12 protein-coding genes are annotated in these 13,421 nt (G+C 42.7%); 6 read left to right on the top strand and 6 right to left on the bottom strand.

Annotation, left to right across the window (positions count from 1 at the left end; genetic code table 11):
• Positions 1 to 79 precede the first annotated feature (79 nt).
• Positions 80 to 706 (top strand): metal-binding protein, encoded by a 627-nt coding sequence (locus CDC37_RS07415; RefSeq protein WP_096621186.1) that lies wholly within the window; start codon positions 80 to 82, stop codon positions 704 to 706.
• A 297-nt stretch (positions 707 to 1,003) separates the two neighbouring features.
• Here the strand turns inward: CDC37_RS07415 and murA are convergent, their stop codons facing one another.
• On the bottom strand, positions 1,004 to 2,401 hold the full coding sequence (murA, locus tag CDC37_RS07410) for a UDP-N-acetylglucosamine 1-carboxyvinyltransferase (protein WP_096621185.1): 1,398 nt from the start codon (positions 2,399 to 2,401) through the stop codon (positions 1,004 to 1,006).
• Between the two features lie 336 nt (positions 2,402 to 2,737).
• On the opposite strand from murA, the gene CDC37_RS07405 reads away from it, so the two are divergent.
• The 3 genes from CDC37_RS07405 to CDC37_RS07395 all read left to right on the top strand — a co-directional run bounded on the left by CDC37_RS07405 (position 2,738) and on the right by CDC37_RS07395 (position 6,032).
• On the top strand, positions 2,738 to 3,814 hold the full coding sequence (locus tag CDC37_RS07405; protein ID WP_096621184.1) for a glucose-1-phosphate thymidylyltransferase: 1,077 nt from the start codon (positions 2,738 to 2,740) through the stop codon (positions 3,812 to 3,814).
• Positions 3,815 to 3,851: 37 nt separating this feature from the next.
• Entirely contained in the window at positions 3,852 to 4,703 is an 852-nt protein-coding gene (locus CDC37_RS07400; protein WP_096621183.1) for a glycosyltransferase, read from the top strand.
• A 237-nt stretch (positions 4,704 to 4,940) separates the two neighbouring features.
• Positions 4,941 to 6,032: a glycosyltransferase family 4 protein gene (locus CDC37_RS07395; protein ID WP_096621182.1), complete on the top strand. Its 1,092-nt coding sequence runs from the start codon at positions 4,941 to 4,943 to the stop codon at positions 6,030 to 6,032.
• A gap of 70 nt (positions 6,033 to 6,102) precedes the next feature.
• Here the strand turns inward: CDC37_RS07395 and pyk are convergent, their stop codons facing one another.
• Positions 6,103 to 7,881 carry a pyruvate kinase gene (gene pyk, locus CDC37_RS07390; RefSeq protein WP_096621181.1) on the bottom strand — a complete coding sequence of 593 codons (1,779 nt, stop codon included), beginning with the start codon at positions 7,879 to 7,881 and terminating at the stop codon, positions 6,103 to 6,105.
• Positions 7,882 to 8,229: 348 nt separating this feature from the next.
• On the opposite strand from pyk, the gene crtR reads away from it, so the two are divergent.
• Positions 8,230 to 9,198 carry a beta-carotene hydroxylase gene (crtR, locus tag CDC37_RS07385; RefSeq protein ID WP_096621180.1) on the top strand — a complete coding sequence of 323 codons (969 nt, stop codon included), beginning with the start codon at positions 8,230 to 8,232 and terminating at the stop codon, positions 9,196 to 9,198.
• Between the two features lie 138 nt (positions 9,199 to 9,336).
• Here the strand turns inward: crtR and CDC37_RS24065 are convergent, their stop codons facing one another.
• From CDC37_RS24065 to CDC37_RS07370, 4 genes are all read right to left on the bottom strand, one after another.
• Positions 9,337 to 9,495 (bottom strand): hypothetical protein, encoded by a 159-nt coding sequence (locus tag CDC37_RS24065; RefSeq protein ID WP_157780672.1) that lies wholly within the window; start codon positions 9,493 to 9,495, stop codon positions 9,337 to 9,339.
• A gap of 53 nt (positions 9,496 to 9,548) precedes the next feature.
• A complete protein-coding gene (gene mreD / locus CDC37_RS07380; RefSeq protein ID WP_096621179.1) occupies positions 9,549 to 10,232 on the bottom strand; it encodes a rod shape-determining protein MreD in 684 nt (227 codons plus the stop codon).
• 350 nt (positions 10,233 to 10,582) lie between these two features.
• A complete protein-coding gene (mreC, locus tag CDC37_RS07375) occupies positions 10,583 to 11,389 on the bottom strand; it encodes a rod shape-determining protein MreC (RefSeq protein ID WP_096621178.1) in 807 nt (268 codons plus the stop codon).
• Between the two features lie 203 nt (positions 11,390 to 11,592).
• Entirely contained in the window at positions 11,593 to 12,594 is a 1,002-nt protein-coding gene (locus tag CDC37_RS07370) for a rod shape-determining protein (protein WP_096621177.1), read from the bottom strand.
• Between the two features lie 370 nt (positions 12,595 to 12,964).
• Between CDC37_RS07370 and CDC37_RS07365 the strand changes: the two genes are divergently transcribed.
• Complete coding sequence (locus tag CDC37_RS07365) at positions 12,965 to 13,327, top strand: single-stranded DNA-binding protein (protein WP_096621176.1); 363 nt, start codon at positions 12,965 to 12,967, stop codon at positions 13,325 to 13,327.
• The last annotated feature ends 94 nt before the right edge of the window (positions 13,328 to 13,421 follow it).

The raw sequence follows: 13,421 nt of genomic DNA, 5'->3' as shown, positions 1-13,421 counted from the left end.
CCTCTAATTAGGCACTAACTTTTATACTGAACTTTATACCTATTCGCGACTGAGGGCGCAAGACTCAGCTTTTACTCCTATGCCCCTAGGCCGTACACACGACCGGATTACCCTTTGGACATTGCCAATTGTAGCGGGATTGAGCCTTTGGTACACTCGCAGCACCAAATTAACATTGGTGGTTGCGGCTGGTTTTTTGTTTGGTGGGTTGATGTTTGGCCCCGATTTGGATATATATTCAATCCAATATAAACGCTGGGGAATATTGCGCTGGATTTGGTTGCCCTACCAAAGAAGTTTACGCCATCGTTCGATTTTGTCTCATGGACCGTTGATTGGGACGACGGTGAGGATTCTTTATTTTGCGACAATTGTGTGTGTGTTTGTCTTCTTGGCGCTGCTAGTAGCCGAAAAGTTTGCTAATTGGGAGTTAAAGTGGCGTGAAGTCGGGAATATGGCTTTGTTGCTCATGGATAGCTATCGTTGGGAAATTCTAGCCGGATTTTGGGGGTTAGAATTTGGGGCAATGAGTCATTACGTCAGCGATTGGACTAGTTCGGCGATTAAACGGTTGCAAAAAAAGGGTATAAAAGGGCTATTACCGGATCAAAAGAAGCAAAAGCGGGTGACAGGAAGACATACAAGTAGGAAAACCCTAAGAACCAGCACAAAGTATTCCCGTTTGAAGCCACCAAACCGAAAGTAAAACCATTTTCGATTTGGGATTAATTTGGTGGGGAGTGGAGACGACCCGGTGGGTAGTCGAAAATGTGTCAAAATTTTCATGAAATCCTATAAACCATGAGGGGTTTGTAGTGGTGGCTCTAGCTCCGAACTTTACTAGTATAGGCTCTATACCCGCAGGGTTATCGTAGACTAGCGCTACTACGTGCCTTTCTTCACCCATCAAAATTAATGGGACAAAGCAGGAGTCCCTGAACAACAAAAAAAGCCCACTGATGTAGGCTCTAATTAGGTAGTTACAATCCCGATAATCAGGATTTTAAGAAGTGATTACAGATTCTGGTGATACCACCCCGTTACTACCCACATCCGGACTATTAATAATTTCGCTCACGCGTTTAACTTTAGCCCCTAGTTGTTGTAACTTCAAATCAAGGCGGTCATATCCTCGGTCGAGAGAGCGTAAACCTTGAATTGTCGTTGTTCCACTTGCTGCTAAACCCGCTACAACTAATGCCGCAGCCGCACGCAAATCCGTTCCTAAAACTGGCGCACCAGATAGGTGGGATACTCCCTTGACAAAGGCTGTATTACCCTTAACACGAATGTCCGCACCTAAGCGGTTTAACTCCGATGCGTGACGCAAGCGATTTTCAAACACCGTCTCGTTAATAATGCTGTCACCTTCCGCTAAGGTTAGTAGAGACATAAACGGTGCTTGCATATCCGTCGGAAAACCTGGATGGGGCAAAGTATCTATATTGGTTGCACGTAGATGTTCTGCTGGCAGAACCCGCAAACAATCAGCAGCTTCTTCAATAATTGATACTCCTACTTCCTGCAACTTGGCAATCACAGGAATCAAGTGGTCTGGTGCAACCGGGGATAACAATAATTCGGAGCGGGTAATGGCAGCCGCAATCATAAAAGTTCCAGTTTCAATCCGGTCGGGAATGATTGTATAATCTGTACCGTGAAGTTGGGTAACGCCATTAATTGTAATTGTACTGCTACCTGCCCCTTGAATTTTTGCTCCCATTGAAATACAGAAGTTGGCTAAATCGACCACTTCTGGTTCTCGGGCTGCGTTTTCAATAATTGTTTCGCCTTCAGCTAAAACTGCTGCCATCATTAGGGTTTCCGTTGCACCCACACTTGGCATATCCAAGTAGATTTTTGCCCCTTTGAGTCGTCGGCTACTACCGGGTACAAATGCATTACAAATTCCATGTTCGATTTGTACCTCTGCCCCCATTGCCTGTAGTCCACGTACATGCAAGTCTACGGGACGCGCTCCAATTGCACAACCACCTGGTAAAGGCATTTGTGCCACCCCTAACCGGGCTAAAATTGGACCAATGGCGAAAAAACTTGCCCGTAGTTGTGTCACCAATTCGTATGGTGCTTTGGAACTGCAAAAATCCTTGGCGTTAATATCGAGAGTTTCCCCGTGGCGTTCAATTTGAACTCCCAGGGAACTCAGTACCTGTCCCATTTTCTCCACATCTGCCAGTAAGGGCACATTGCGGATGCGACAATCATCACCACATAATAGGGCACCAGCCATAATAACCAGTGCGGAATTTTTTGCCCCACTGATTCTGACGTGACCGTGCAATTGATGCCCTCCCGAAATTTGCAAGACCTCGGAGTCTGCATCGGGTGTCAGCTTGGCATCTGCTAAACTGCTCACAGGATTAATAAGCCTACCCCCCAAAAATAAGTATTTTATACGTTGGAAGTTGGTTTTGATTCTACAGTAAAGATTTCATTTGTCTACAAGTTTTTAATACATCTAGGTGGAAAATGGGGAATTGGGAATGGGAATACTCAATAATGCGTAAATACTGAGATATATAATTATAAAGCTCCTCATGCGATTCTCTAGCTTAAAAGTGTAGACGCTACACGTCTAGTCTACGACAACGCTGCGCGTACCCAAAGGGCGTAGGGAGTGGGAAAAACCACTTTCGTAGGTTCTGGTGTACACAGCACATGAGGACTACTCCCCAATTATTTTCCATCCCAGCAGTTCACAATCACAGTTAAACCGATGAAAGCACTAATTCTATCTGGTGGTAAAGGTACAAGATTACGCCCACTTACTTATACTGGAGCCAAACAGCTTGTCCCGGTTGCGAATAAGCCGATTTTATGGTATGGAATTGAAGAAATGGTGGCGGCAGGAATTACCGATATTGGAATTGTGATTAGTCCGGAAACTGGGGAAGAGGTGCGAAATAAGACCGGTGATGGAAGTTTATTTGGTGCGAAAATAACGTATATTTTGCAGGATGAACCAGCTGGACTTGCTCACGCGGTGAAGGTTGCTCGTCCTTTTTTGGGGGATTCGCCGTTTGTGATGTATTTAGGGGATAATTTGATTCAGCAAGGCGATTTAAAGTTGTTTTTAGCTCAGTTTATTGAAAAACAACCGGATGCGTTGATTTTGTTGCGCTATGTGGAAAATCCTAGTGCTTTTGGTGTTGCGCAAATCGATGGGGATGGAAATGTAATTAATTTGGTAGAAAAGCCGAAACATCCTCCATCTAATTTGGCTTTGGTGGGTGTTTACTTTTTTGCCGCAACGATACATGATGCGATCGCGCAAATTAAGCCTTCTTTACGGGGGGAGTTGGAAATCACCGATGCAATCCAATGTTTGATTGATAATCAGAAGCAGGTGATAGCTTGTCAGTTGGAGGGATGGTGGTTAGATACGGGAAAAAAGGATGATTTATTGGAAGCAAACCGTTTGATTTTGGATACCTATTTAGAGAAGCAGGTGGAAGTACAAACGGATTCCCAGAGTCAAATTATCGGTCGGGTGAGTATTGGTGAAGGTTCCCAGATTATTAATTCGACAATTCGGGGTCCGGTGGTGATTGGCAAAAATTGTTATTTAGAGAATTGTTTTATTGGTCCTTATACAAGTATTGCCGATAATGTGGTTTTAATTGAAACTGATGTGGAGCATAGTGTGATTTTAGAATCGGCAAAAATTTCTCGTATCCATCAACGTATTATTGATAGTGTGGTTGGTCAAAGGGCAATATTAGGTGCTGCATCTCGTCGTCCGAAGGCGTTAAGGTTTATGATTGGTGATGATTGTCAAATTGAATTAACGTGATGGTATGTTTTGGTTTTAATTATTTGTCATTTTTTCAATGATTTATTTTTTAATTGTTAATTACTATGCTAGTGAATATATTCAGAATTTAATTAACTCTTTCCACAAATTTGTTAATGGGAATTATCAAGTTGTAGTTGTCAATAATTCTCCCCAGGATAATGGGATGAAGCAATTATCTACACATCATCCAATTATCCTGCTAGAATCACCAGTAAATTTAGGATTTGGTGGTGGTTGTAATATAGGTTTGGAATATATTTACGAGCGAGAAAATAAGGCAATTGTCTGGATAATTAACCCTGATACTTATGTCCGAGATAATGTTGTGAGTATAATTGAGGATTTTTTTGATTTGCATCCTGACATATCAATTTTGGGGACAATGACAGAGACACCAAATCAGGAAATATGGTTTGCTGGAGGTCGCTTTAATTCCCATACAGGTGCAATTTCTCATGTGAATTTGTTGACGGATATGGATGTGGCAGAATGCGAATGGGTATCGGGATGTAGTTTGATTATTAATTTACAGAATTTTCATCAATGTCCCCAGTTTGATCCAGCATATTTTTTATATTACGAAGATTTTGATTTTTGCCGACGTTATGCTCTTGCTGGTTATAAAATTTATGTCACAAAAAAAGTAGTGATTTATCATAGTCCATCTTCAATTACCAATAAATATATTTTTCGGAAAATTCACCATAGTACCTATGGATATTTATTAACTTTAAAAAGATATGCTCCGACTTATATTTTATTGTTGAGATTAATTCGTTTATTAATTTATGCTGTGGTATTGATACCAATCAAGCCGCAAACAGCCTTGGGAAAGCTGTATGGTGTTTTGAGATATTTTTATCATCAGATTTTAGAGATTGTTTGAAAAGTCATTTTTAATCTTTGAATTATCGTTTTTGGAAATGGGAAAAGATGCGACATGTCGCGTCTGTACTCTCGAAGGAAAAATCCGCTTTATAACTTCATGTCCAGAGTCAGGACGATAGTCGAAATAGTGATAATTAATACTTGACAAACATTCTCTTATACTTTTCGTGTAATTTGATTCATAAAATCAACTTAATTAAATTGAAATATTTGTTAATCATAATTAAAAAGAATCATGAATGATTTAATTGTTAATTTATCAATAGTCTTTGAAAAACCGACAGGAATCAGCAATTATATTACTAATTTGTTACCCTATTTAAAATCATTACAACCGACTTTATTAACATCTCAAACCTATCAAGATTTTAACTGTTATTCCATACCCGGTGATATGACACCCTTACAGGGGACAAAAGGACATTTCCGAAGGCTGCTGTGGACACAGTTGAAATTACCAAAAATAGCTAGCCAACTGCAAGCGAAATTACTATTTTCTCCCCAACCGGAAGCACCAATTTTCACAAAAACTCGTTACATTATCCAAGTTCATGATTTAATTCCCTTGCGATTTCCCCAACCAAACTCTCCCCTGACTCAATATTTTCGTTATTACTTGCCCTTTGTACTCAAACAAGCAGAGCATATTATTTGTAACTCCCAAGCAACAGCAAAAGATATTCAGGAATATTATGGAATTAAAAGCAGTAAAATTACACCTATTTTACTTGCCCATAATTCTGCTCATTTTCACCCAAACCTATATAGGGTAGAATCTGAAGTAAATTATTTTCTTTATCTAGGGAGACAAGACCCCTATAAAAATCTCCATCGTTTGATTCAATCTTTTGCCAAATTAATCAAACAAAAATCGCACCTGAAAGAATACCAGTTATGGTTAGCGGGACCATGCGATCGCAGATTCACCCCCACTCTACAAACCCATGTTCAAGAATTAGAAATCACTCCACAAGTAAAATTTTTAGATTACGTCCCATTTGCCGACTTACCAAATCTAATTAGTGGTGCAACTGCATTAGTCTTTCCCAGTCTCTGGGAGGGTTTTGGTTTCCCTGTCCTGGAAGCAATGGCCTGTGGAACCCCTGTAATTACCTCTAATATTTCCTCCTTACCAGAAGTAGCAGGGGATGCAGCCATCCTTGTCAACCCCTACAGCATAGAAGAAATTACAGCCGCCATGCAGACGATTGCCAGCGATAGTCAACTGCGATCGCATCTTTCCCATCTTGGTCTCCAGCGAGTCAAACAATTTAGCTGGGAAAAAACCGCCAAGCAAACAATTGAGGTACTTTCAGCCTATTTGTAGGGGAGAATAGGAGAAGATAGGAATCAGGAGGTAAAGTTTTTGTTAATTCCCCACTCCCCCACTCCCCCACTCACGAACCAACCATCGTCGCTCCTACAGCACCAGAATATATTAAGCCGCGTTCCGTATCCATCGTGAGAATAGCACCATCACGAATAACTTGAGTAGCACCTGACACACCAACAATTACAGGGATACCTAATCTCAAACCAATGATGGCTGCGTGACTGGTCAAACTATCTTCTTCGGTAATAATACCTGCCGCTTTGCGAATGGCATCAACAAAATCGGCACTTGTGCCTGTTGCCACTAAAATATCACCAGGGTTAAAGTTGCTAGCATCCATTGCCGTATGGGTGACTCGAGCTCGTCCACTCACCGAACCCTGTCCCAGACCAATACCTTGACCGAGGACAGCAGTTACCACCTCAACTTTAATCAAATCAGTGGAACCAGATACCCCTTGGAGTGTACCAGCAGTCATGACCACAATATCGCCTTCTGCCACTAAATTCCGTTCTAAAGCCACTCCTAAAGCGGTTTTAAAAGTTTGTCCTGTAGAGGGGAAATCCAAGACCAACAAAGGTTGCACCCCCCAGACCATTTGTAACTGACGAGCGACGCTGACGTGGGGAGTAACCGCTAAAATGGGTGTGCGAGGCCTAAACTTAGATACATTACGAGCTGTAGCTCCGCTTTGAGTAAGCGACATAATGGCGCTAGCACCCAATTGTTCGGCAATTTGTCCCACTGCTTGACTGATGGCGTTAGGTATGGAACGACGGGTATCTACAGCATGGCGATCGCTATTTTGGGCCATTTCCTGTTCAATCCGTTCGGCAATTCGTGCCATTGTGGCAACTGCTTCCTCTGGATATTTACCGACGGCGGTCTCATTGGATAACATCACCGCATCCGTACCATCGAGAATAGCGTTGGCAACGTCGGAAACCTCTGCTCGGGTTGGTCGGGGATTGTTGACCATACTATCCAGCATTTGGGTGGCGGTAATAATCGGAATTCCCAATCGGTTGGCAGTGGCGATTAAACGCTTCTGTAAGACAGGGACATCCTCCGCAGGTAGTTCCACCCCTAAATCCCCCCTGGCGACCATTACACCGTCACACAGGGCTAATACAGCCTCCATTTGTTCAATGGCTTCATGTTTTTCAATTTTGGCGATGACGGGGACTTGTTTACCGGTGCTAGAAATTAATTCTTTGATTTCGATTAGGTCTTGGGGGTTACGGACAAAGGATAAAGCCACCCAATCCACACCTTGATCAAGACCAAACATTAAATCTTCCCGGTCTTTCTCTGTCATTGCTTTGACCGACAGATAAACCCCAGGGAAGTTTACCCCCTTATTATTGGAAAGGGTTCCCCCCACGGTGACGCGACAGTGTAAGTCACCCTTGTCACGGTTAACCTCCTCGACTAACATTTCCACACGTCCATCATCAAGGAGAATTCTTGCACCTGCGGGGACTTCATCAGCTAAGTACTCATAGGTGACACAGCTTATTTCTTGGCTACCAACCACGGGACGATTCGTTAAAGTAAAGCGATCGCCTTTATTCACAACTATCGATCCATGTTCAAATTTTCCCAAACGAATTTTCGGTCCCTGTAAATCCTGTAAAATTGCCACTGGCTGATTCAATTCAAAGGCGGTTTGACGAATCAAGCGAATGTTACGTTGATGGTCAGCATGGGAACCGTGGGAAAAATTCAGCCTTAAGGTAGTTGCCCCTGCTTCAATAATTGCTTTAAGCATTTCTGGACTACTGGTAGCTGGGCCAATTGTGGCGACTATTTTTGTGCGACGGATTGATTCTCGTAGTTGCATAAGGGAGGGGTAAATATCAGGAGCTATCTGGGAATAATCATAAAAGGATACGCGGTTTGATTTATGTTCTCACCGACGCAATCACCTTGAATGACGATTAATGCTATCTGGATTCGTGCAGAATTTCGGGATTTGCCAGACCCACGGACGAAATTATTTTGCCATCAACCGCGTACAATATCTGCTCAAATCACCGAATAAGTTACCCTGCACGATACCGCTAGATTGGCATCATATCGCTAATTTTGTCGCCAATGCATCCATGCTGGATAAATCTTGCTACATAAAACTTTATTATTGAACGATATCTGTCGTATATTCGTAATGTTTGGTTGAAAGGAGTTGATAATGCTGACGGCGGAGGCAAAAAAGCCTTTGACAATCCCGCCAAAGGAATATTTAATGGCACCGGATGGCTTAAATCCGACTTTGTTGATGTTTTTAGCAGCAGTCGGTATTGTCATCCTGTCATGCTTTGGCTACTGGGTTTGGGGATGGTATAAATGGGTGTGTTTTGGCTTAAATACCCTAGCTTTACACATTTCTGGCACTGTAATTCACGATGCGTGTCATCAATCTGCCCATCGGAATCGAATTCTGAACGCCATACTTGGTCACAGCAGCGCTTTGATGTTGGCGTTCGCGTTCCCTGTGTTTACCCGCGTTCACCTTCAGCATCATAGCCATGTTAACGACCCCAAAAACGACCCAGACCACTACGTATCTACTGGTGGACCCCTGTGGTTAATTGCGGTGCGGTTTTTTTACCACGAAATCTTTTTTTTCAAGCGTCGCTTATGGCGTAAGTATGAACTACTAGAATGGTTTCTCAGTCGCGCTTTTGTCGCTGCAATTATATTTATTTCTGTTCAATATCATTTTTTGGGCTTTATTCTCAATTTTTGGTTTGTACCTTCCTTGGTGGTGGGAATTACCTTGGGGTTATTTTTCGATTATTTACCCCATCGGCCATTTCAAGAACGCGATCGCTGGAAAAATGCCCGTGTTTACGCTAGCCCCATTTTAAACATCCTCATTTTAGGACAAAATTACCATCTGGTGCATCATCTTTGGCCTTCCATACCCTGGTACAAATACCAACCTGCCTATTATGAAATGAAACCCCTGCTGGATGCAAAGGGTTCCCACCAATCCCTGGGACTGTTAAGCAAAAAGGATTTTCTCGGATTTCTGTACGACATATTTCTGGGGATTCGCTTCCATCACCATGATGAGGAGGTGAAAAAATCACCATTGTCCCGCACGGAAATCCCATCGAGTTGTTTGTCGGATTCTCCAGATAAAAACTCAGTATAAAAAACAGGGTGTTGCTGATTTAAGTAGTTAAAAATTAAGAGACGTAGCCATTTGCTACGTCTCTTAAAATATATATCAGTACAAATTGATGATTTTATGGATAAGTTAGCTTGAATTCGTCAAGAATCTAATGCTGACTTAAAAACCTGGCATTTGTAATTTTTGCAGTCTACCAAAATTGGAATCTGTTTGGTTAAAACTATTTCCTGCACAGACGACCCAACGGGTCGTCTCTACTCCCCGTTCCCTAACCTCACGAAAATAATTTTTTTCGCAGACCCTAATTAGCGATCGCAAAGCTATAAATCCTCAGTGCCTATTCCCAACTCCCCACTCCCTACTCCCTACAATTAAGAAAATTGCTCTGCCTGGCGAAGTTTTTGCCACCATTGATTCAGGGGAAAATAGACAACAGGTGCCCATAAACTACTGAGAATCGCTGACGCTAATACTACTTTACGGTAATACATCCAAATATCCGTAGCCAAGCGATCGCCAACAAATATTAATTGGACAGCAAATATTGTATCTGCTAACAGTGTCATCAAAAATACAATTAACGCAATAGAAATAAAGTCTTCTTGAATAAACTTTTGTTTCTGCATTAAGCCAGTTAGAAACCCTACCACCCCTAAACTTAAAACGTGGGTTGGGTGCGGACTTGTCATCCCATCCTGCAATAGACCCATAATTACACCCGCCAACGCACCCTGCCAAGCGTTACGTTTTACACTCCAAGCAACAACCCATATTAGTAGCCAATTGGGACCAATACCAAGCAATTCCATTCCCGGTAGGCGAGTGTGGATAAGTATTAAACACAACATCACCGAGGCAAAAATGATGATTCCATCGACAATTTGGCGAGTGCGGGGATGCCAATTTCTCACTGGTTTAATCGGATTTTTACGTTTTTTGGCTTTTCTTTGTCCTGCAAAGGATAATGCATTCGGCTTCCGTTTCGGTTTTTTGGCTGGTGGAGAACTAAATCGGCTGCGTTTTGGTCGGCGAAAAAATAAAAGATTAGTAACCATCGGACTTCGGGTGGAGAAAATTGCTTCAAAAATTCCAAAATTAGATATTCACTTTTTGACGGGAGATGGAAAATCATTCCGGCACAGCAGGGGGATATTAAAGCTGCCATTTAGAGGATGTTTGTCAAGTGTCAATAAATACTTTATCAATCACTTCTGGAAGACAGCAAATAGGCTCAAACTGTATAATATTTGTCGTTATCAACAACTGCCGATTCCCTGCTGCCTACTCCCCAAAAATGAGCTTGTTAAGTCTTAAAATCGACTTTTAAAACATCCTCTGAAAAAATGGCAGAGAAGCTGATACATTCACCCTTATTTCTATTATCTGTACATGAGGGAAAGCCTTTTCACTTTGGCTGAGTTGTACTAGATTTTTCTGTGGTTTGTTCTAACTTATTTTCTGGGTTTGGATATATTTTCACCCAATCTAGGGAACGAATCGGTGGGAATAATTCTACTTGGGCTGCGGAAGCTGGTAGTCTCTCCAAATCTAAAGATTTAATTTGTCCTACAGATAAACCAGAGGGAAATTTCTGACTATAGGTAGAAGTAGAAACTAAGTCGCCTATTTTAACATTAGGTACTTTCTCGTAAAACTCCAATATCGCTTCCGAAGAGCCGTTCCCGCGTAATACACCCTTTGCTCCCGTCCGACCAATTGTCACCCCGATTTGACTCTGAAAATCGCTTACTAATAATACCCGACTTGTATTGGAAGTTACCGATTCTATGCGACCGATTAAACCCCCCTCTGCTTGGACAATAGACCCTTCCTCTACACCTTCACTGCTTCCACGATTTAGTGTCACCTGCTGCCACCAATTATCCCCACTTCGAGCAATTACACGGGCAATAATCGGTTTGACTTTCCTGGGGTCTTTCTCAATGTAGGCGTTTAATTTCCTCAAGTTCTCATTTTCACTTTGCAAACGCACCACCTGCGTCTGCAACTCCATAATCCGAGCATCGTTTAACTGTTCTTGTTGGCTTGGCATTGCGGATAATGCCTCCTGTAAAGGACCAGTTACCCCCTGATATATCTCCCAGAGTGCAGCACCCTGAGTTTGCCGCAAAATTAGCGCCCCGCCAACAACTAACCCTAACAGACTAATTTGTAAGCCCCGACGCTCCCACCATCGACGTGCTGTATACATATATACCTAAAAACTCTAGTTGCAATTCACGGACAACAAACTAAAAAATAAAAAAACACGACATAGTACGATAGAACAACATACTATGTGAAGACAACAGAAATAAAATATTGGGGGAATATTGGATTCATGCAAACTGAATCCAACACCTTAACGATAAAATGCTAGTGTTGGTCTAGTCAAACTGAAACGTCAGGCGATCGCTAACGAGAACGAGCGCTGAAAACCCGTTCGTGCTGTTTGAAGTTCTCCAACACACGACCTGTACCCAAAACTACACAACTTAAGGGGTCAGCAGCCACATGGGTGACGATTCCTGTTTCATGGCTAATTAAAGTATCAATACCCTTGAGTAAAGCCCCACCACCAGCCAACATGATACCACGATCGATGATATCCGCAGCCAATTCCGGTGGAGTTCTCTCTAAAGTTCGCTTGACAGCTTCGATAATTACCGATAGGGGTTCGGACATACTTTCCCGAATTTCTGGACCTTTGATGGTGACTGTACGCGGCAATCCGGATAGTAGGTGTAGACCCCGCACCTCCATAATCGCCTCTTCATCTTCCACCGTGGGATAGGCTGAACCTATGCGGATTTTGATATCTTCAGCAGTCCGCTCACCAATGACCAAATTATGAACTTTTTTCATATACTGGACAATGGATTCGGTCAACTCGTCCCCAGCAATCCGTACCGATTCACTCAAAACCGTCCCTTGCAAACTTAAAATTGCAACCTCGGTAGTACCCCCACCAATGTCAATAATCATATTGCCAGTGGGGTCAGCCACAGGTAAACCTGCACCAATTGCAGCTGCTACTGGCTCATCGATTAAGTATACCTCCCTCGCTCCCGCTTGCGCTGCTGCATCCATCACCGCTCGTCGTTCCACCCCCGTCACACCACTGGGAATCCCAATCACAATCCGGGGTAATACCAAAGCTTTACCTTCGTTTACACGCTGGATAAAGTTTTTTAACATTAACTCAGCAGTATCGAAGTCGGCAATCACGCCATCCCGTAAAGGACGGAGAGCAACCACATTTCCAGGAGTCCGACCTAGCATTTTTTTTGCTTCCTCGCCAACAGCCAAGGCAATTTTTTCGGTTTGGTCAATCGCCACCACCGAAGGCTCCTGTAGCACGATCCCCTTACCAGAAACATACACCAGGGTATTAGCGGTACCGAGATCGATACCCATATCCCGCGACAAATTAAACTTGCTGAAAAGACCCACGCCTCTTTCGCCCCCTATTTGCAATACTTTTGACTACGATCGTAAGATAGAATCGTGCTGGATTCTATTACTTTTTTTATTCCGAGTCTAGTAAAGCAGACTATGTTTTATGTAACTTTTGGTAATCTTTACTCTATCTCAGACTCCTACTCTCTGTTATTCTCCGACTCTCTCCGTATATCCGCAAGTTTTTAGTGCCCAATTGGAGTAATTTTTATCAACTTAACGTTTGCTAACATTTGCTCGGAGATTTTACAGAGATTTTATATAGAACTATCCGCTATTATATAAATCACTATCTAATCAGTACCCAAGTACTAAAAAGGCAGAAACTATGAGTATTAATGTTGTCACCCTAATTGGTCGAGTTGGCATCGAGCCAGATATTAAGTACTTCGATTCCGGAAGTGTCAAGTGTCGGTTAACCCTAGCAGTCAATCGGCGTACCCGTGATGGAGATAACACCGACTGGTTTAATTTAGAAATGTGGGGTAAGACCGCCGAAGTTGCGAAAAATTACGTACACAAAGGTAAACAAATTGCCGTGAAAGGGTCTCTCAAGTTTGAGAGTTGGGTTGATGCGCGCACAGGGGCAAATCGCACTGCTCCGGTGATTCTCGTTGATCAGTTAGAATTGCTAGGCTCAAAACGCGATGGAGAGGAGGGGATGGACGATTTTAACCCAGATAATTTTTAGCTTGGGAATAGGGAGTAGGGAGTACGAATTACGTAGACGCGTAACAGCTTACCGCAGGCTATTACGTAGCTTGGTTTGCTCCCCGCGTAGCGGG

Origin of the sequence: Calothrix sp. NIES-3974 (assembly GCF_002368395.1) — a bacterium.
GTDB lineage: Bacteria > Cyanobacteriota > Cyanobacteriia > Cyanobacteriales > Nostocaceae > NIES-3974.
This window is presented reverse-complemented; position numbering and strand designations above follow the sequence as displayed.